The 19,536-nt window shown below is 61.0% G+C and carries 19 protein-coding genes; 12 read left to right on the top strand and 7 right to left on the bottom strand.

Translation table 11 applies throughout. The annotated features are described in order from the left end of the window. The first annotated feature begins 107 nt into the window (after window positions 1-107). The gene (locus tag J2X71_RS10580) at window positions 108-1,442 is read left to right on the top strand and encodes a dicarboxylate/amino acid:cation symporter (RefSeq protein ID WP_310381990.1); all 1,335 of its coding nucleotides are present in this window, start codon (window positions 108-110) and stop codon (window positions 1,440-1,442) included. Window positions 1,443-1,544: 102 nt separating this feature from the next. Here the strand turns inward: J2X71_RS10580 and J2X71_RS10575 are convergent, their stop codons facing one another. From J2X71_RS10575 to J2X71_RS10560, 4 genes are all read right to left on the bottom strand, one after another. Continuing rightward, a complete protein-coding gene (locus tag J2X71_RS10575; protein WP_310381988.1) occupies window positions 1,545-2,618 on the bottom strand; it encodes a sn-glycerol-3-phosphate ABC transporter ATP-binding protein UgpC in 1,074 nt (357 codons plus the stop codon). 21 nt (window positions 2,619-2,639) lie between these two features. Continuing rightward, window positions 2,640-3,437 (bottom strand): carbohydrate ABC transporter permease, encoded by a 798-nt coding sequence (locus J2X71_RS10570; RefSeq protein WP_112572501.1) that lies wholly within the window; start codon window positions 3,435-3,437, stop codon window positions 2,640-2,642. A gap of 79 nt (window positions 3,438-3,516) precedes the next feature. Then, window positions 3,517-4,455 (bottom strand): carbohydrate ABC transporter permease, encoded by a 939-nt coding sequence (locus J2X71_RS10565; RefSeq protein ID WP_162748019.1) that lies wholly within the window; start codon window positions 4,453-4,455, stop codon window positions 3,517-3,519. 85 nt (window positions 4,456-4,540) lie between these two features. Further along, complete coding sequence (locus tag J2X71_RS10560; protein WP_310382187.1) at window positions 4,541-5,809, bottom strand: extracellular solute-binding protein; 1,269 nt, start codon at window positions 5,807-5,809, stop codon at window positions 4,541-4,543. A gap of 258 nt (window positions 5,810-6,067) precedes the next feature. On the opposite strand from J2X71_RS10560, the gene J2X71_RS10555 reads away from it, so the two are divergent. From J2X71_RS10555 to J2X71_RS10525, 7 genes are all read left to right on the top strand, one after another. Further along, the gene (locus tag J2X71_RS10555) at window positions 6,068-7,267 is read left to right on the top strand and encodes an ROK family transcriptional regulator (RefSeq protein WP_310382186.1); all 1,200 of its coding nucleotides are present in this window, start codon (window positions 6,068-6,070) and stop codon (window positions 7,265-7,267) included. Window positions 7,268-7,298: 31 nt separating this feature from the next. Continuing rightward, window positions 7,299-8,402, top strand: coding sequence for a Gfo/Idh/MocA family oxidoreductase (locus tag J2X71_RS10550; protein WP_310382185.1), 1,104 nt, complete (start codon window positions 7,299-7,301; stop codon window positions 8,400-8,402). A 19-nt stretch (window positions 8,403-8,421) separates the two neighbouring features. Continuing rightward, complete coding sequence (locus J2X71_RS10545; RefSeq protein ID WP_310381985.1) at window positions 8,422-9,063, top strand: ThuA domain-containing protein; 642 nt, start codon at window positions 8,422-8,424, stop codon at window positions 9,061-9,063. A 133-nt stretch (window positions 9,064-9,196) separates the two neighbouring features. Further along, the gene (locus J2X71_RS10540; RefSeq protein WP_310381983.1) at window positions 9,197-9,349 is read left to right on the top strand and encodes a hypothetical protein; all 153 of its coding nucleotides are present in this window, start codon (window positions 9,197-9,199) and stop codon (window positions 9,347-9,349) included. Window positions 9,350-9,368: 19 nt separating this feature from the next. Next, window positions 9,369-9,698 carry a DUF6665 family protein gene (locus J2X71_RS10535; RefSeq protein WP_310381981.1) on the top strand — a complete coding sequence of 110 codons (330 nt, stop codon included), beginning with the start codon at window positions 9,369-9,371 and terminating at the stop codon, window positions 9,696-9,698. Between the two features lie 92 nt (window positions 9,699-9,790). Then, window positions 9,791-10,153: a methyltransferase domain-containing protein gene (locus tag J2X71_RS10530; RefSeq protein WP_310381979.1), complete on the top strand. Its 363-nt coding sequence runs from the start codon at window positions 9,791-9,793 to the stop codon at window positions 10,151-10,153. Further along, window positions 10,095-10,364 (top strand): hypothetical protein, encoded by a 270-nt coding sequence (locus J2X71_RS10525; RefSeq protein WP_310381977.1) that lies wholly within the window; start codon window positions 10,095-10,097, stop codon window positions 10,362-10,364. Before J2X71_RS10530 ends, J2X71_RS10525 begins: the two co-directional genes overlap by 59 nt. A gap of 5 nt (window positions 10,365-10,369) precedes the next feature. On the opposite strand, the gene J2X71_RS10520 is transcribed toward J2X71_RS10525, so the two are convergent. After that, window positions 10,370-11,698 (bottom strand): LLM class flavin-dependent oxidoreductase, encoded by a 1,329-nt coding sequence (locus tag J2X71_RS10520; RefSeq protein WP_310381974.1) that lies wholly within the window; start codon window positions 11,696-11,698, stop codon window positions 10,370-10,372. A gap of 311 nt (window positions 11,699-12,009) precedes the next feature. Here J2X71_RS10520 and J2X71_RS10515 point away from each other — a divergent pair, with 311 nt between their 5' ends. Next, window positions 12,010-13,227: an SfnB family sulfur acquisition oxidoreductase gene (locus J2X71_RS10515; protein WP_310381970.1), complete on the top strand. Its 1,218-nt coding sequence runs from the start codon at window positions 12,010-12,012 to the stop codon at window positions 13,225-13,227. Window positions 13,228-13,298: 71 nt separating this feature from the next. Here the strand turns inward: J2X71_RS10515 and J2X71_RS10510 are convergent, their stop codons facing one another. Together J2X71_RS10510 and J2X71_RS10505 are read right to left on the bottom strand one after the other, a co-directional pair. Beyond that, window positions 13,299-14,507 carry an acyl-CoA dehydrogenase family protein gene (locus J2X71_RS10510; protein ID WP_310381967.1) on the bottom strand — a complete coding sequence of 403 codons (1,209 nt, stop codon included), beginning with the start codon at window positions 14,505-14,507 and terminating at the stop codon, window positions 13,299-13,301. Window positions 14,508-14,585: 78 nt separating this feature from the next. Next, complete coding sequence (locus tag J2X71_RS10505; protein WP_310381965.1) at window positions 14,586-15,632, bottom strand: substrate-binding domain-containing protein; 1,047 nt, start codon at window positions 15,630-15,632, stop codon at window positions 14,586-14,588. 234 nt (window positions 15,633-15,866) lie between these two features. Between J2X71_RS10505 and J2X71_RS10500 the strand changes: the two genes are divergently transcribed. The 3 genes from J2X71_RS10500 to J2X71_RS10490 all read left to right on the top strand — a co-directional run bounded on the left by J2X71_RS10500 (window position 15,867) and on the right by J2X71_RS10490 (window position 19,532). Beyond that, a complete protein-coding gene (locus tag J2X71_RS10500; RefSeq protein WP_310381964.1) occupies window positions 15,867-17,351 on the top strand; it encodes a sugar ABC transporter ATP-binding protein in 1,485 nt (494 codons plus the stop codon). After that, window positions 17,348-18,406 carry an ABC transporter permease gene (locus tag J2X71_RS10495; RefSeq protein ID WP_310381962.1) on the top strand — a complete coding sequence of 353 codons (1,059 nt, stop codon included), beginning with the start codon at window positions 17,348-17,350 and terminating at the stop codon, window positions 18,404-18,406. Before J2X71_RS10500 ends, J2X71_RS10495 begins: the two co-directional genes overlap by 4 nt. 115 nt (window positions 18,407-18,521) lie before the next feature. Then, the gene (locus J2X71_RS10490) at window positions 18,522-19,532 is read left to right on the top strand and encodes a sugar ABC transporter substrate-binding protein (protein ID WP_310381960.1); all 1,011 of its coding nucleotides are present in this window, start codon (window positions 18,522-18,524) and stop codon (window positions 19,530-19,532) included. The last annotated feature ends 4 nt before the right edge of the window (window positions 19,533-19,536 follow it).

The following is a 19,536-nucleotide window of genomic DNA, read 5'->3' as shown; positions in this document are numbered from 1 at the left end:
GGAAACTGGCACGCGCGTTGCAAAATAAGTCGTCACCAGTCGGGAGGCTGTTTGACCATCATGACTTGGCCGTCGCCCTATTGGCGTCCGGCATAGTGGAGGACACCATGGATATTGCAATGAACGCCGCTACAGAGCGCGGCAAAACTCCCTTTTACCGGCACCTCTACGTGCAGGTTCTCGCCGCCATCGCCGCCGGCATTCTGCTCGGCCACTTCTACCCTGCTCTCGGCGCTTCGCTGCAGCCGCTCGGAGACGCTTTCATCAAGCTCGTGCGCATGGTGATCGCACCCGTCATCTTTCTGACTGTCACGACCGGCATAGCCGGCATGGCCGATCTCAAGAAGTTCGGCCGCGTGGTCGGCAAGGCGCTCGGCTACTTCCTCGTCTTTTCGACGCTGGCGCTCGTCGTTGGCCTCGTTGTTTCCAACGTGCTGCAGCCGGGCGCCGGCATGCATATCGATCCGGCGACGCTCGATACGAAGGCGGTCAACAATTATGCCGCCCAGGCCCATGATGCGACGATCGTCGGCTTTCTGATGAACATCATCCCGGACACGATCGTCGGCGCCTTCGCCAAGGGCGACATCCTGCAGGTGCTATTCTTCTCAGTCGTCTTCGGCATTGCGCTCGGCTCTGTCGGGGAGCGTGGCAAGCCCGTGCTGGATTTCTTCCAGGTTCTGACCGCTCCGGTCTTCCGCCTCGTCGCAATCCTGATGAAATTCGCCCCGATCGGCGCCTTCGGCGCCATGGCCTTCACCATCGGCAAATATGGCATCGGTGCGATCGCCAACCTCGCCTTCCTGATCGGCACCTTCTATCTGACGTCGCTGCTCTTCGTGTTGGTCGTGCTCGGTGCAGTTGCCCGCTACAACGGCTTCTCCATCCTGGCGCTGCTGCGCTATATCAAGGAAGAACTACTGCTGGTGCTCGGGACTTCGTCCTCGGAAGCCGCCCTGCCCGGCCTGATGAACAAGATGGAACGGGCCGGCTGCAAGCGCTCGGTCGTCGGCCTCGTCATTCCGACCGGCTATTCGTTCAATCTCGACGGCACCAACATCTATATGACGCTGGCTGCACTCTTCATCGCCCAGGCTACTGATACGCATCTGAGCTTCGGCGACCAGATCCTGCTGCTTCTGGTGGCAATGTTGAGCTCCAAGGGTGCTGCGGGCATTACCGGCGCCGGCTTCATCACGCTTGCCGCCACACTCTCAGTCGTCCCCTCGGTTCCGATCGCCGGCATGGCGCTCATCCTCGGCATCGACCGCTTCATGTCGGAATGCCGGGCATTGACGAACCTTGTCGGCAATGCCGTCGCGACTATCGTCGTCGCCCGTTGGGAACACGAACTCGACCAGACCCGCTTTGCCGCCGCAATGGCCGGCGATTTGCGCGAAGACAACGACGTGCTTGTTCCAGTGGCGCAGCCCGCCGAATAAACACTGACAAAACAAACCCGCCGCCAGTCATACGATTGGCGGCGGATTTCATTTGATGTCGACGAGCCGGCACACGTCCGGATCGTCAGCGATCTCTCAGATTTAAAGCGCCAGACCCGTGCCGCGGTCGAAAATATGGACCTGATCGCTGGCGATATTGGCCTCGAAACGGGCGCCGTAGCGGGCGGCATAGTCTCCATCCACCACCGCCGTGACCGGCTGACCGGCCAGATCGAAGACGACGTGCGTCTGGGCGCCGGTCGGCTCGACAAGAAGGGTCTGGCCGGCGAGCGCATTTCCATCCCTGCCGCCCGGCGTCAGATGTTCGGGACGCAGGCCGACTGTCACCACCTGGCCCGGACGGACCTTACGGTCCGGCGCAATGCGGATCGCGGTTCCATCTGAAAGACGGGCTGCAGGCACGCCACCCTCGCCTTCGACAATACCTGCGATGAGGTTCATCGCCGGAGAGCCGATAAAGGCTGCGACGAAGAGATTGGCCGGTTTTTTGTAAAGTTCGAGCGGCGTGCCCTCCTGCTCGATATTGCCCTGGTTCAGGACGACGATGCGGTCGGCGAGCGTCATGGCCTCGATCTGGTCATGCGTAACGTAGATGGACGTCGTCTTGACCTTCTGATGCAACGTCTTGATTTCCGAGCGCATCTGCACACGCAGCTTGGCATCGAGGTTCGATAGCGGCTCGTCGAACAGGAAGACGGCCGGGTTGCGCACGATGGCGCGACCCATGGCGACGCGCTGGCGCTGGCCGCCCGAAAGCTGCGCCGGCTTACGCTCCATGAGCTTCGTCAGATCCAGCATACGCGCGGCCTCAGCCACGCGCTGCTCGATCTGCGGCTTGGGAAGACCTGATAGTTTCAGATTGAAACCCATGTTCTGTGCGACGGTCATATGCGGATAGAGCGCATAGGACTGGAAGACCATGGCGATGTTGCGCTCGCGGGGTGTCAGTTCGTTGACGACGGCGTTGTCGATGATGACCTCACCGCCGCTGATTTCCTCGAGACCAGCGATCATGCGCAGGAGCGTGGACTTGCCGCAGCCGGACGGGCCGACGAGGGCAACGAACTGCCCATCCTCGATCGACAGCGAGATATTATGGATCACATCGAGCGATCCATAGGCCTTGCGAATATTCTTGAGTTCGACAGACGCCATGTGCGTGTCTCCGATGCGGGCTCAGGACTTCACCGCACCGGCGGTCAGGCCGGCGATGATGTGCTTCTGGGCGAGGAAAAAGACGATGATGGTCGGCAGGATGGTCAGCGTGATGAAGGCGAGGATGAGGTGCCAGTCAGTGGCAAACTCCCCTCTGTAGACCATGATGCCGAGCGGCCAGGGATAGAGGCTCTCCGAATTGAGCATGATCAGCGGCACGATATAGCTGTTCCAGCTTCCGACAAAGGAAATGATGCCGACGGTCGCGACGATCGGGCGCGAGAGCGGCAGCGAGATATGCCAGAAGAAGCGCATATAACCGCAGCCATCGACGAAAGCCGCATCGAAGAGCTCGGACGGCAGGTTCCTGAAATAGTTGCGGAAGAGCATGATGCTCATGCCGAGCCCGAAGGCCACCTGCGGCAGCACCACACCCCAATATGTATTGAGAAGGCCGAGATCGCGGATGCGGATGTAGAGCGGCAGGATGGCAGTTGCAGCCGGAAACATCAGCCCGATCAGGAAATAGTTCACCAGATAGGTCGAGCCGAAGAAGCGGATATGGGCAAAACAGAAGGCCGCCATGGCACCGAGCGTCAGCGTCAGAAAGACGGTGAGCAGCGCGATCAGCAATGAATTGCCCATCTGCAGCCAGTAGCGATGGCTGACGATGATGTCGATATAGTTGCTCCACTGCCATTCCGTCGGCAGACCGAAGGGATTGCCCCGAAGGTCGGAAAGTGTCTTGAAGCCGCCGAGCGCGGTGCTGATGAGCGGGATGACGACGAGGCCGGCGACGATCAGCAGCGAGACGTACATGTAGATCTGCGTACCGGTGCGGACCTTGCGGCCGGCGCTATTTGCCGATGCGGCATCGATAGGTGGTGCGGTTGAGATATCAGTCATTGCGCATGAATATCCGCTTGTAGCTGAAGGCGAGCGTGACGCAGATCACGAACAGCACGACGCCGACGGCGCTGCCGAAACCGACCTGCATGCGGGTCACCCCGAAATTATAAAGGAAGGTCACCATCGTCTGCGTCGAGTTCGATGGACCGCCGCCGGTCAGCGGCATGATCATGTCGAAGAGCTGCAGAGAGCCGACGACGCCGAAGAAGACGGACAGGCGAACGGTGGAGCCGAGAAGCGGCAACGTGACGTGCCGGAATTTCTGCCAACCGGTCGCGCCATCGATATCGGCCGCCTCCAGCACGCTCTTATCGATCGCCTGAAGGCCGGCAATGAAGAGCATCATGTGAAAGCCGAAATACTTCCAGACGATGACGCCGAGAATGGCATACATGGCGACGTTGCGATCGGCGAGCCAGAAGGGTGGCTCAACGCCGATCATATGCGAAATGCCGGCGACCAGGCCGAAATCGCCGTCATAGACGAAGCGCCAGATCATGCCGGCGGCAACGTCGGCCAGAACATAGGGCAGAAAGAAGATGAGGCGAAAGAACAGCGCGCCCTTGATCTTGGTGGAGACCATTGTCGCGAGCCATAGCGCCAGCGGGATCTGCACACAGAGCGAGATGAGGACGATCAGGCCGTTATTGATGAGCGCCTGGGTAAAGGCACCGTTGCGGAAAATGAGCTGGTAATTGCGGAAGCCGATCCATTGCGTTGGGTCGCCGTAGCCATTCCAGTTATAGAAGGAATACCATGCGGCTTCGCCCATCGGTACGATGACGAGCAGCGTGAAAAGCATCAATGCCGGCGGCAGGAAAAGGATCAGCACCGGCCATTTGCTGTGGGCCAGCGAACGCTTGTGCCGGCGCGGGGCCACTTTGGCGCTCGTCCCTGCCACATTTGCTGACATGAAAGTATCACTCATCGGTCTCTAGGACTCCTCGGGCGAATTCGCGACTGCGCCGCGAGTGAGAAGGAGCCGGCGCTCAGTTCGAGCGCCGGCGGATTTTTTACTTCGCTTCGAGCGAGTAGGCGTCCTGGATCTGCTGGGCGGCGTCGGCCGGCGAAGTCGAGCCGGAGACGATGTCCATCGTCATGTCGTTGACGACACCACCGACATTCGGGCCGAGATCCTGATCGAGGAAGTTCTGGTGCCAAGTTTCCTGATCGAGAGCGACCGCGCTGTCCTTCAGAAGCACGTTCTTAACGCCATCGGCTGCGCCCTTGGCGACGGGGATGATACCGGTCTTCTGAGCCAACAGCTTCTGATTTTCCGGATTGCCGAGGAACTTCAGGAACTCTTCGGTTTCCGGAGGCGCATTCTTGGTGACGACCCAACCGTTCAGACGACCGAGGTAATCGGTCGCGAGACCCGGAGCGCCTTCGACGACCGGGAACGGGAAGCGGCCGATATTGTCGTCCGGCTGACCCTTTCCGCTGGTTGAGCTCGCACGCGAGGTGTCGTTGGTGTTTTCAAAGCCGAGCAGCATGGCCGCGCGTCCGTCGCCGAAAGCAGCAAGCGCATCGTTCCAGGTGGCGCCAAGATAGCCGTTCTGGAAGGGTTCGAGCTTGCCGAGTTCGGCGAGATGCTCGCCGGCCTTCACGAAGGCTTCACCGGCAAAACCATCACCCTCGCCAGCCTTGGCCTTTTCGAAGCCATCATGGCCGGCTTCGCGCATGGCGAGATAGCCCCAATAGAAATGGATCGGCCACTTATCACCGCCACCGCCGGCGATCGGCACGATGCCTGCGGCCTTCAGCGTCTTCACGGCGCTGAGGAAATCGCCCCAGGTCTTGATCTTGTTGACATCGACATTGGCCTTCTTGAACAATTCCTTGTTGTAGAAGAAGGAGACGAGGCCAGTCTTGTAGGGCGCTGCCCAGACCTTGCCGTCGAAGGTCATGCCGTCGATCGTGGCAGCACTGGTGCCGTTGCGCCATGCGCCGCCATCGGCGTCAAGGGCGGCATCGATCGGCCGCAGCATACCGGTCTCGGCTTGCGCCTTCAGCACGCCGCCACCCCAGGTGTAGAAGAAGCTCGGGGCTTCGTTCGACTGCAGGAGCGTCGGAAGCTTGGCCTTGAAGGCCTGGTTTTCGAGGAACTGCAGCTCGACCTTGACGCCGGGGTGGCTCGCTTCGAAGTCCTTGGCGAGCTTGTTCCACACCTCGAGGGTGCCCGGAACCTGCTCCAGGTGGAGCCAGCGGATGGTCGTATCGGCGGCAGCCGTTACCGTTGATGCACAGTAACCGGCAACCGCGATTGCGATCGCCGACAGCATGTTGATGCGATGAGTTTTGGTAGTCAGCACTTGGCACTCCTCCCGAGGCGCTTTATTTCTGTATCCGGATTAAATAATCGCAACCTTTGCCTTTCTGTCAATACCCTGCCTGAAAAAGCGGCAGAAGATGCGTAAAATGATGCAGTTATGGAAATTCCTGTTGCGCGATTGTGAAAATCAGATCTACAACAAGGCGAATTTAATTTGCCTCTCGAAAAAAATCGCGAGGCCTATGACAGTTTAGGTGCGCACGAGACGATGAAGACTGCCGATCCTGAATTGATGCGTGCCATCAACCGCTTGAACGTGCTGGATACGATCCGGCGCCACGGCCCGATCTCCCGCATCCAGATCAGCGAACGCACCGAATTGTCCACGACGACAGTTTCGGCCATTACCGCTTCGCTTCTCGATGACGGCCTCATTTTGCCCATTCACGAGGGTGATATCCGCAACGAGGCAGTGCGTGGCAGGCCGCGCGTCATGCTGGAGGTCAATCCGGATGCCGCCCGCGTAGTTGGCGCCAAGATTGCCGCCAGCCGCATGATCTTCGTGGTTACCAATTTCCGCGGGGACGTGCTCTCCAAGCTCGCCCTGCCGATCCGCATCGACCGGCAGCCGATTGCCGTGATTGCCGACCTCATCGAGGATGGCGTGCGGCGCTGCGTCGTCGATATCGGCCTCTCGCTCGATGATATCGACAGCATCTGCCTGGCACTCCCTGGCGTCATCGAGCACCGTACCGGCCATATCCGTTCAAGCCCCATCTTCCGCGAAGTCAACATTGATTTTGCTGCGGAAATGTCGGCCCGCCTGTCGACGCCGACCATCATCGAGAGCGACGCACATGCCATCACGCTTGGCCATCATTGGTTCGGCAAGGCCCGCGATCTCGAAGACATGGTGCTGATCTCGCTGGAGCAGACACTCGGTCTCGGCGTGCTGCACGACAACCAGCTTTTCCGCGGCGCTGGCGGCCTCAGCCACAATCTCGGCGATCTTGTCCTCGGCATGGGTCAGCAGGGCGTGGTGCGTCTTTCCAGCCAGGCCGGTGAAAGCGCCATTCTCGGCGAACAACAGGCCGATGGCCGCTTTGCCGAAGCGGTACGCCTCGGCCGAGGCATGACCCATGTTCAGGCGCTGATCCAGGCCGATGACGACCGTCTGATCGGCGCGGCCATGCGCGCCGGCGAGGCGGTGGGGCTGACCGTTGCCAATATCGTCACGCTGTTTGCGCCACCGCGCGTTATTCTCGTCGGCTCCTCGCTTGCGCTGGGTGAGCCCTTCCTCAACAGTCTGCGGGATGCCTATGCGCTGGCTATCCCGCCGTCCCTGCAAGGCGTCAGCGAACTCGTTTTCGATGATTCGACCGACGACTTCTGGGCGCAGGGTGCTGCCGCTGTTGCGCTTTATGAACTCTACGAATCGCCCTGGAGCACTACAGGACCGGCGCTCTGACGCGCAAAAATCAGTATTTATGGAGGATATGATGGAAAAAGTCGGTATCGGCATCATTGGATGCGGCAATATTTCGGGCGCCTATCTGAAGGCGATGACATCGGCATTCCCGATTCTCGAGATCCGCGGACTGGCCGACCTCAATCGCGAACTTGCAGAGGCAAAAGCCAACGAATTCAATCTTCATGCCAGGTCTGTCGAAGAGCTTCTGGCCGATCCGAAGGTCGAAATCATCGTCAACCTGACCATTCCGAAGGCCCACGTCGCAGTCGGTCTGCAGGCACTGGAGGCCGGCAAGCATACCTATTCGGAAAAGCCGCTGGGGATTAATTTCGCGGAAGGGAAAAAATTGGCGGATGCCGCCAAGGCCAAGGGTCTGCGCATCGGCGCTGCCCCTGACACCTTCCTCGGCGGCGGCCATCAGACCGCCCGCGCGCTGATCGACGAGGGCGTCATCGGCATTCCGGTCGGCGGCACCGCGACCTTCATGTGCCCGGGCCATGAGCGTTGGCATCCCAATCCGGCCTTCTATTATGAAGTCGGCGGCGGCCCGATGCTCGACATGGGTCCCTATTACATCACCGACCTCGTCAATCTGCTAGGGCCGGTCGCCAAGGTCGCCGGTTTTGCGGTCACGCCGCGCAATGAGCGCATCATCACCAGCGAGCCGCGCAATGGCGAGCGCATTCCGGTTCATATCCCGACGCATGTGGCCGGCGTGATGGCTTTCGCCAATGGCGCCGTCGTCCAGATCGGCATGAGCTTCGATGTGGCAGGCCACAAGCATGTGCCGCTCGAAGTCTACGGCACCGAAGGCACGCTGATCGTGCCGGATCCAAACCGTTTTGCCGGACCGGTCGAATATCTGAAGAAGGGCGGCCAGTTCGAGGACCAGCCCGTGACGCTGCCCTATGCCGACGGCAATTATCGCTCCCTCGGTGTGGCCGATCTCGCCCACGCGATCCGCTCGAACCGGCCGCATCGCGCAAATGGCGATCTGGCGCTGCATGTGCTCGAGGTGATGGAAGCCTTCCAGAAGGCATCTGACACCGGCAGCACGGTAACGCTCACCACGACAACGGAGCGCCCTGCTCCGCTTTCTCAATCCCTCGTCGACGGACTGCTCGGCAAGTAACATTCAGGAGGAATACACGATGCGTGAAGCACTGATCGTCTGGGGCGGCTGGGCCGGCCACGAACCGGAACAATGCGCCGCAATCATCAAGGACATACTCGAGGAAGACGGCTTCAAGGTCTATGTGGAGCACAGCACGGAGGCCTTCGCCGATCCGTCGATCCACGATCTGAGCCTGATCGTCCCTGTTATCACCATGTCGAAGATCGAGAAGGAAGAGGTCAAGAACCTCGCTGCCGCGATCGAAAGCGGCGTCGGTATTGCCGGCTATCACGGCGGCGCCGGCGACAGCTTCCGCGAATCGACCGATTACCAGTTCATCATCGGCGGCCAGTGGGTTGCCCATCCGGGCAATATCATCAACTACACCGTCAACATCACACGGCCGGACGATCCGCTGATGGAGGGGATCACTGATTTCCCCTATAATTCCGAGCAGTATTACATGCATGTCGACCCCTCGAACGAGGTGCTGGCGACGACGACCTTTACCGGCGAACATGCCTACTGGATCGATGGCGTGACCATGCCTGTCGTCTGGAAGCGCAAATACGGCAAGGGTCGCGTCTTCTATTCGTCACTCGGCCATGTCGCCAAGGAATTCGAGGTGCCGCAGATGAAGACGATCTTCCGCCGCGGCGCCAATTGGGCAGCGCGCTGATCGGTTCGACGTTGGGACTGCCGGTGCCTCGCCGGCAGCCCCACATGAAAAGTATATATTTGGGCACGACACGGGTGCCAAATCCGTCGATATGCGTTACTGCTGTGGGAAGAACGAACCAGACAGCAAGACAATGAGCGATAACGTTATCAAGTTTCGCAAGCCGAAGCCCCCGCCGAAAGCCCCCAATCCCATGCTCCGCAAGCTTGTGATCATCGCCGCGGTGATCATCGTGTTTGCATTGGCCTGGGTCTATGTCCAGGTCACCGGCGTGCAGCCGCAATAATCCAGCGAGGGATCGTCCGATGAGCGTTCGCCCGCCGCAATCCTTCAGGCAGTCCTTTTCGGCCGAAGGCGGGGTGAATGTACTCGAATACGAGCTCATGTCGGAGCGCGCCAATTCACTCGGACGCAACGGTCTCAAAGTCGAATCGGCTCTCTCAGCCCTGAAGGCCTGGAATCCCGATCGCCATAGCGTTGAGCAGCGCGAAACGCTGATCAACGATGCGTCCGATGCCGTTTGGGCGCTCTTCGTCCAGCGCGAGATCTGCGGGCTACGCAATAACAAGGATATTGTCCAGCGTTACGCCATTCCCGGCGAAGTGCTGGCGCGGGTCGGCGTCGTCAGGAAATAGCGACGGTCTGGCTCTGTGTCGCAGGTGGCAACGCCGAGACCGTTCTGAATGTCGGCGCCGGTGCAGGTTCCTACGAGCCGGTCGACCGGAAGGTGACACCTGTCGAACCTTCTGCATCCATGCGCGCCCAACGTCCGGACCATCTGCCCGAGGCAATCGATGCAACGGCCGAAAAACTTCCCTTCGCAGATCAATCATTCGACGCGAGCATGGCGACCTTCACTGTGCATCAATGGTCGGACCTCAAGGCTGGTCTTTCAGAAACGCGTCGTGTTTCGCGCGGCCCGGTGCTGGTCCTAAGCTGCGATCCCGATGAGCTGGAACGCTCCTGGCTGTTTGACTACGCACCCGAGATGATCGCCGTCGAGGCGAGCCGCTATCCGGCCATGCAGACCATTGCCGATCATCTCGGCGGCACAGCCGATCCCGCTTGCCTGCATCGATGGTTTCGGTGAGGCCTATTATGGCCGCCCGGAACTCATTCTCGATCCCGGCGCCCGGCTTGCAAACTCGGCCTGGAGCTTCGTCGATCCATCGATCGGCGAACGCTTCGTGACCGAACTCGGCCGCGACCTCGAGGACGGCACGTGGGATGCCCGCTACGGACATTTGCGTATGCAGCCCTTCTTCGAAGGATCGCTCCGCCTGATCGCCGCTCACCCCTGACGGGCTCAGCTGAAGAAGCGGTTTTCCGGTCGCGGTAGGCCGAGATGTTCGCGCAGCGTCGTGCCCTCGTATTCCCTACGGAACAAGCCGCGGCGCTGCAGCTCGGGCACCAGGCGCATGGTGACATCATCGAGCCCCTGCGGCAGGTAGGGGAAGACGACGTTGAAGCCGTCGGAGCCCTCTTCGTCCATCCAGCGCTCCATCTCATCGGCAATGCTCTCGGGCGTGCCGACGAAGGCGAGGCCGGAATAGCCGCCGTAACGCTGGGCAAGCTGGCGCACTGTCAGGTTTTCCTCCTGCGCCAGTTTAATGACCTGGGCGCGGCCGGTCTTGCTGGCATTGGTATCGGGAATATCCTTGGGCAACGGCGCATACGGGTCGAAACCCGAGGCATCATGGCCAAGCGCGATCGACAGCGAGGCGATGGCGCTGTCATAGTGAACGAGACTGTCGAGGGCGAGGCGCTTGGCGCGCGCCTCCTCGATGCTGTCGCCGATGACAACAAAGGCGGCCGGCAGCAGTTTCAGGTGATCGCGGTTGCGGCCGATCGCCTCCATCCGGCCCTTGATGTCGGCATAGAGAGCCTTGCCGCCTTCGAGATCACGCGGCGAACAGAAGACCACTTCGGCAGTTTCCGCGGCTAGCTGGCGGCCGGGATCCGACTGGCCGGCCTGCACGATAACGGGCCAGCCCTGAACCGGTCGGGCAATATTCAACGGCCCGCGCACGCTCAGTTCCTCGCCCTTATGGTTGAGCACATGCATTTTTTCGGGATCGAAATAAATGCCGCTCTCGCGGTCGCGAATGAAGGCGTCGTCGGCGAAGCTGTCCCAGAGGCCGGTGACGACATCGTAGAACTCGCGCGCCCGCTTGTAGCGCTCGCCATGTTCCACATGCTCGTCAAGGCCGAAATTGAGCGCAGCATCGGGATTGGAGGTCGTGACGATATTCCACGCGGCGCGGCCATTGCTGATGTGATCGAGCGAAGCGAAACGGCGGGCCACATGGTAGGGCTCGTCGAAGGTCGTCGATGCCGTTGCAGCGAGCCCGATCCTCTCGGTGACGGAGGCAAGCGCCGACAGCAGCGTGAAGGGCTCGAAGGAGGTCACGGTGTGACTGCGTTTCAGCGCTTCGACCGGCATGTTGAGCACCGCCAGGTGATCGGCCATGAAGAAGGCATCAAATTTCGAGGCCTCGAGCTTCTGCGCGAAGGATTTGATATGGGAGAAATTGAAATTGGCATCCGGATAGGAGCCGGGATAGCGCCATGCGCCGGTGTGCAGGCTAACGGGACGCATGAAGGCGCCGAGGCGCAACTGCCGTGAACGGGTCATGTTTTTCCTCATGGATCGGGCGAAGCGGCCGCCTGCCCTCTGCTGAACGGTGATGCCGGAACGACGTATCCGTTTGGGTTACGTAGGCGTTGGCGCACAGCAATTCGAGATCAGCATTGGCATTTTCTGGCGGCGATTTCACCGGCAACCCGGTCAATTCCCGGTGAGATGGATAGGGGCAGACGTTAGCCGTGCCGACGCGCTTCGCAGAAGCAAGCACTTTCCATTTTCTATCACATCTATAGAATTTATAATCTTACCTGTCGCTCCGATTTCTTTCACCCATATCACGCTCAGAACTGGAGAAATCAATGACGACCGTGCTCAGGCAGCAAGACCAGATCCGGCCCGTGGCCGCCCGCATAGCCAGCGACGAGGAGGCACTTGAGACGGCCCGCAGGCTTGGCGCTCAATTTGCCGCCACGGCCGCCACGCGAGATGCCGAGCGCCGGTTGCCTTTCGCCGAACTCGACGCGGTGGCGCAATCCGGCCTGCTGGCGATTGCCGTTCCAGCGCAATATGGTGGGCTTGATGTTTCGAATGCCGTGCTGGCCGAAGTGACCGCGATCCTGGCCGAAGCCGATGGCTCGATCGGCCAGATCCCGCAGAACCATTTCTATATTCTGGAAGCCCTGCGCACCGACGGCAGCGAGGAGCAGAAACGGTATTTCTTCGGCCGGGCGCTTGCCGGCGATCGTTTTGGCAATGCGCTTTCAGAGCGCGGTACGAAGACGGTCGGCCACTACAATACGCGCATCGTCAGGGACGGACCCGGCTACCGCATCAACGGCCAGAAATATTACTCGACCGGTGTACTGTTTGCCGACTGGATCACAGTCTTCGCGCTTGATGAGGAAGACCGGCTTGTCATGGCCTTCGTGCCGAAAGGGACCGAGGGTGTTGAGATCCTCGACGACTGGGACGGCTTTGGCCAGCGTACGACCGGCAGTGGCACCACGATCCTCAAGAATGTCTATGTCCATGCCGATACCGTCGTCCTGCATCACAAGGGTTTCGAGCGCCCGACGACGATTGGCTCGGTCGGCCAGATCGTCCATGCCGGCATCGATCTCGGCATCGCGCGTGCCGCTTTCGCCGAGACGCTCGAATTCGTGCGCACCAAGTCACGCCCCTGGATGGATAGCGGCGTGGAGCGCGCCGCCGAGGATCCGCTGACGATCTCCAAGGTCGGGCAGATCGCGATCCGGCTGGAAGCTGCGGCGGCACTCCTCGAACGAGCCGGCCGCAAGGTCGATGCGGCGCAGATCGAGACGACAGAAAAGACCGTTGTCGAAGCGACGCTTGCGGTTGCTGCCGCCAAGGTGCTGACGACCGAGATCACCATTGAGGCCACCAACACACTCTTCGAGCTTGCCGGAACCTCTGCGGTCAAGAGCGACCTCAATCTCGACCGACACTGGCGCAACGCACGCACCCACACGCTGCACGATCCCGTGCGCTGGAAGTACCATGTCGTCGGCAATTACCACCTGAACGGCGCGATCCCGCCGAAGAACGGCGCGCTCTGAACCCTCTCCTCAACTAAAAACCCCATCTCCGTCACCGGAAATGGGGTTCTTTTTTGCCTATTTTCCTGAGCTTAGCTGTAGAGGCTGACTTCGGGAATCTTGCCGTTCAGTACGAACTCTCCGACTTCCTTGGCCTTGTAGAAGACCGGATCGTGCAGCGTATGGGTGCGCACGTTGCGCCAGAAACGGTCGAAGCGATATTTCTCCGCCGTGGAGCGCGCGCCGGTCAGCTCGAAGACACGCGAGGTGATATCGAGCGAGACATGGGTTGCATGCACCTTGGCGGCATAGGCTTCTGCCGCAGCTTCGCCGCGCTCGCGGGCGGTGACACTATGGCCCTTTGCGAGACCTGCCTGAACGGCGGCGGCTGCCGCATCGGCCAAGGCGGCAGAAGCTTTCAGCGCGGCGGTGAACTCTCCCACCCGCTCCAGGATATAGGGATCGTCTGCAGCCCGCTCGACGCCCGAGGTGACCCAAGGACGCGTCGTCGTGCGCACATAATCGACAGCAGCCTGGAGCGCGCCTTCGGCGCTGCCGAGATAGAAGTTGACGAAAACGAGCTGGATGAGCGGCGTATTGAAGGTGGAAAGCACCGGTGAGGCAGCATCGAGAGCAGCCGGGGCGCCGACGAAGTCTTCCTCATAGACAGGGAAATCATGGAATTCGACGCTGCCGCTGTCGGAGAGCCGCTGGCCGAAATTGTCCCAGTCGTCATTGGCCTGATAGCCGGGCCTGTTGGTCGGCACGGCGAAACCGACGATCTTGTCGTCGAGCGTGGCATTGGCATTGATATAGTCGGAGACATGGGCGGCGGTGGAGAAGGACTTGCGCCCGTTCAGCACATAGCCATTGCCGCGGCGGGTGAGCACAAGGCCCGGATCGCGCGGATTGACGGCAGCACCCCAATAGAGGTTTTTCGCCACGGTTTCGGTACCCAACGCATGAGCACGGGCTTCCTCGAGCGCCCAGTAGACATATTGGCTGTTGACGAAGTGATAGCCGAGCAGCTGGCCGATGGAACTTTCGCCGTGCGCAAGGATACGCACCAGCCGCAAGCCATCCACCCAATCAAGGCCGCCGCCGCCGATCTTTTGATCATGCAAGGCATTCAGCAGGCCGGCATTCTTCAGCTTGACGATCTCCGCAAGAGGCGGGCGACCGTCGCGGTCGAGTTCGGCGGCGCGATTGGAAAGATCGGTCGAGATTTCCTCGGCGCGGGCAAAGAGGTCCTCTCGCGTCGTGCTGCGATTGGTCGCGAAGACGACATTGGACTGGCTCATGGGTCGAAACTCCGATTTCCTGAAAAAATGGGCCGGCGGGGGCCGCACAACCCCCGCCGGAAGATCGAGGCAGGCAGCCTAGAAAAGCTTGTCCGGGATCCAGCTAGCGGTTGCCGCGTCGCTTGTGCTGAAGGCCGGGATCTTCTGCGCCAGGTCCTCGATCGTCTTGACGCCGGCGGCGCGCAGGCTTTCCTGCGTGAGCAGCGTCGGCTTGACTGTGATCTGATGGGGGACGTCCTGTCCGGCAATTTGCAGAGCCGCGGCGCGGACGGAGACCGCACCGACGACAGCCGGGTTGGTGGCGACGGTCGCAACCCAGGAGCTGCCCTCTTCGGTGATCTCCTGAATGTCAGCGGTCGAAACGTCGGCCGAATAAATCTTCAGCTTGTTTGCGATACCAAGATCGTTGGCGGCAAGCTTTACGCCACGGGCAAACTCGTCATAGGGCGCAAACACGACACTGATATCGGGATTGGCGGTCAGTGCGGCCTTGGCCTGATCGGCCGTCGAGGTCGCGGTTGTGTCGCTCACGTTGCCGAAGCGCGCCTTTTCAACGACGCCGGAATTCTCCGACTTGAACTTCTCCCAGACCTCGTTGCGGCGGTCGAGCGGCGCGAAGCCGGCGACATAGACATAACCGGCATTGAAGCTCTTGCCGTTATCCTTCACCACCTGTTCGAGCCCGAGCTGAGCGAGTTCGTGGTCGCTCTGCTCCACCTGCGGCACCTTGGGATTGTTGAGGTTGACGTCGAAGGCGACGACCTTGATGCCCTTGTCCAACGCCTGCTGGACGACATCGCCGAGCGATTCCGGCAGGCCGTGATCGACGACGATGCCGGCGACGCCAAGATTGATCGCCTGCAGGATCTGCTCACGCTGCTCGGCGGCATCCTGCCGGCCGGGGAACACACGCAGGTCGATATCCAGCGCCTTGGCCTGGGCTTCCGCACCGGCCTGATAAGCCTGGAAGAAGTCACCCGCCGAGATGTAACTGATCAGCGCCACCTTGACGCCGCCCTTATCGAAGGGCGCCGGTGCGCCGTTGAGACCGGCGGCAAAGGAGGTCTGATAGAGAGAAAAAGAAATTGCGGCTGCAGAGAGCGTCAGCCGTGCGAGGGATTTCATCGTCGCGGTCCTTCCGGTCAATCGGGAGCGTCGTCTGACAGGTTGGCAGCTCCCTGCGACGCATAAAATTATTAGATATAAACTCTATGTTTTTAGTAGATTTAATGATCCGATTTTTGCGGGTTCAGGAGATTCTTTGTTCCCATCGCCTTCCGACCGAGGCAAGGCTTGCCTCGAAGTTCGGGCATGTGTCAGGCCAATATCGCGGCTTAAAAGCAGTCCCGGATTTGCCCGATGCCACTCCTTCATGTCGACAATATCACCCGCAGTTTCGGGTCCACACGCGCGCTTTCAGGCTCCCATTTCTCTATCGAGCGGGGTGAGGTCGTCGCGCTGATGGGAGCCAATGGCGCCGGCAAATCGACGCTTGTGAAGATAGTCTCCGGCGTGCTTGCGGCCGATGGCGGCACAATCAGCCTGAACGGCCGGCCCTTTTCTCCGAAAACGCCGTCCGAGGCGGCAAAGGCTGGCGTCGTCACTGTCCATCAGTCGACAGATCTTGTCGGAGCGGCGGGGCTGACGGTTGCCGACGCCCTGCTGCTGCATCGCTTTGCCGAAGGCAGCACGCCCTTCTTTCTCTCCCGGACAAGCGTACGGCGCGAAGCGCGCGCCATGCTCGATGCCGCCGGCTTCTCCCTGCCGCTCGACCGGGATTTCGGCGATCTGACCGCGGCCGACCGGCAGCTCGTCGCCATCGCCCGCGCGCTTGCCAACAAGGCCGAGCTGCTGATCCTGGACGAGCCGACCGCAAGCCTTTCGGCGGATGAGAGCCGGCGCCTGTTCGACATCCTGCTCACCTTGCGGGCGCAAGGCCTTGCCATCCTCTATATCTCCCACCGGACCGCCGATCTCGAGGCGATCGCAGATCGAGCGCTCGTCATGCGCGGCGGCCGCATCGTCGGCAGCTTCAACCGGCCGATCGACTTTTCAAGCGCCATTGAAACGATGATCGGCCGCAGGCTTGAAGCTGCGCGGCCGGACGCCCGCCCAGCAACGGGCTCAGCCGTTTTCGAGATGCACGGCATCCGCCTCCTGCCGTCAAGCAAGCCCTTCGACCTGACCCTGCACGAAGGCGAGGTCGTTGCCGTTACCGGCGTGCTGGGCGCCGGCAAAAGCCGCCTGTTGTCGGCGATCTTCGGCGTTCGAGACCTAGCTGACGGCGCGATGCAGCTCGACGGCAAGCCCTACCGGCCGAAATCGCCGGGCGAGGCGATTGCCGCAGGCGTCGCCATGGCGGCGGAGGATCGTCATCGCTCCTCGCTGATGCCGGCCGCCTGGCCCGGCAATTCGCTCGCGGCCACCATCAGCCTGCCGCATCTTGCCAAATGGTATCCGAGCGGTCTGCTTTTCGGTAGCCGCGAGCGGCGCGAAGCAGAGCAGGCCATTTCCCGGCTGGGCATCAAGGCCCCCGGTCCGCTCGCCTCGATCTGGTCACTGTCGGGCGGCAATCAGCAGAAGACGGTCATCGCCCGCTGGGAGGCGGAGCCGAGCCGGCTGCTGCTACTCGACGAGCCGTTCCAGGGGGTCGACGTCGGCGCCCGCCATGACATCATCCAGGCGATCCGGGCACGGACCGACCGCGCGACGTTGATCGCCACATCCGATCCCGAAGAGGCCTATGAGGTCGCCGACCGCATCCTGACGATCGACCATCACAGCTTGCTGCCCGATCTCGTCGACATCGCCTCTTCTTCAGCTTCACAGGAAATTTCCGCATGACGACCATCGACGAAGAAGCCCTGCCAAAGACCGGCGCTGCCCCGCATAGCCGCAGCCAGGATAGCCGCGCTCTGGCACTCGGCAGCTTTCTGCGCGCCGGGGCGGTGTTCATCCTGCTCGGGCTGATGGTGATCGGCTTCACCATCGCCCAACCGGCCTTCATCAACATCGGCAATCTGATGAGCATCCTGCAGGCCGTATCGGTCGTTGCGATCCTCGGCGCCGGTGTGACGGTGACACTTGCCGTCGGCGGCTTTGATCTCTCGATCGGCGCGGTGGCCGCCTCCAGCGTCATGGCCGCGAGCTATGCTATGATCGTCTGGCATCTCGATGTTTTCGCCACCGTGCCGCTGGTCCTTGCCTTCGGCGCAGCGGTCGGGCTCGTCAATGCCCTCCTGATCGTGCGACTGCGCGTACCCGATCTGCTGGCGACGCTTGCCATGATGTTCCTGCTCTCCGGCCTGCAGCTCATCCCGACCGCCGGGCGGTCGATCTCAGCCGGCCTTGTCCTGCCCGACGGCTCCAAGGCGACCGGTGCCTATGATCCGGCTTTCCTGTTGATCGGCCGCTACAGCCTGTTTGCCACCCTCCCCGTTTCTGTCGTGCTGATGGCCGTCGTCGCCATCGTCCTTTTCGTATTGACCGAACGAACGCGCATCGGCCGGCTGCTTTTTGCGACCGGCGGCAATGAGGTGGCGACGCGGCTTGCCGGCGCGTCCACAACACGGCTGAAGACGCTGGCCTATGTCATCTCGGGGACCTTGGCAGCCCTCGGTGGCATCGTAATCGCGGCCCGTGTCGGGCGCGGCGACGTCTCCTCCGGCGGCTCGCTGCTGATGGACTCGGTCGCGGCCGCCCTCATCGGTTTTGCCGTTCTCAACCTGCGTCGACCCAACGTGCTTGGCACCATTGCCGGCGCCGTCTTCGTCGGTGTGCTGCTCAACGGCCTGACCATGCTGAACGCGCCCTATTACACGCAGGATTTCGTCAAGGGTGCCGTGCTCGTGGGAGCACTTGCCCTGACCTATGGGCTCGGCCGCAACAGCGATCGCTGAAGCCAGGCTTTAGCTTCAGAAAATTTCCTGCGACGGTGTGCTTTTGGAATAACGTACCTCTTATGCGCCTTAAATCTATATAATTTACAGACTATCAAATTGAGAGGGTATCGTTATGAATGAAGGACTTGGAGGCGGCTTCGGACGCCGTGAAATCTTGAAGCTCGCGGCTGTCGCCAGCGCGACCTTTGCAGGCGCCAGCATGCTGACCGCACCCGCCGCAAGGGCCGACGACGAGGGGCTTTCCCTGAAGGGCAAGCGCATCGCCATCAGCGCCACTGGTACGGACCACTATTTCGATCTGCAGGTCTATAATGCCCAGATCGAAGAGGTGAAGCGGCTTGGCGGCGAACCGATCGCCGTTGATGCCGGCCGTAACGACGGCAAGCTGATCGCCCAGCTTCAGACGCTCGTAGCCCAGAAGCCGGATGCGATCGTCCAGATCCTCGGCACGCTCAGCGTCATCGATCCCTGGCTGAAGAAGGCCCGTGACGCCGGCATCCCGGTACTGACCGTCGATGTCGGCTCGACCAATTCGATCAACAACACGACATCGGACAATTGGGGCATCGGCAAGGATCTCGCCCTGCAGCTCGTCTCTGACATCGGCGGCGAAGGCAATATCGTCGTATTCAACGGCTTCTACGGCGTGACACCCTGCGCCATCCGCTACGACCAGCTCGTCAACGTCGTCAAGTATTTCCCGAAGGTGAAGATCATCCAGCCGGAACTGCGCGACGTCATCCCGAATACGGTTCAGGACGCCTTCACGCAGATCACCGCGATCCTCAACAAATATCCGGACAAGGGCTCGATCAAGGCCGTCTGGTCGGCCTGGGACATTCCACAGCTCGGCGCCACGCAGGCGATCGCCGCCGCCGGCCGCAACGAGATCCGCACCTATGGCGTCGATGGCAGCCCGGAGGTTCTCCAGCTCGTTGCCGACAAGAACTCGCCGGCTGGCGCCGATGCCGCTCAGCAGCCCGCCGAAATCGGCCGTGTCGCAGTCCGCAACGTCGCCAAGCTGCTCGCCGGCCAGACGCTGCCGCGCGAGACCTATGTTCCGGCGCTGCTCGCCAACAAGGAAAACGTTTCCGAGATCATCAAGAAGCTCGGCATCGGCTGATATC

Origin of the sequence: Rhizobium sp. 1399 (assembly GCF_031455475.1) — a bacterium.
GTDB lineage: Bacteria > Pseudomonadota > Alphaproteobacteria > Rhizobiales > Rhizobiaceae > Rhizobium.
This window is presented reverse-complemented; position numbering and strand designations above follow the sequence as displayed.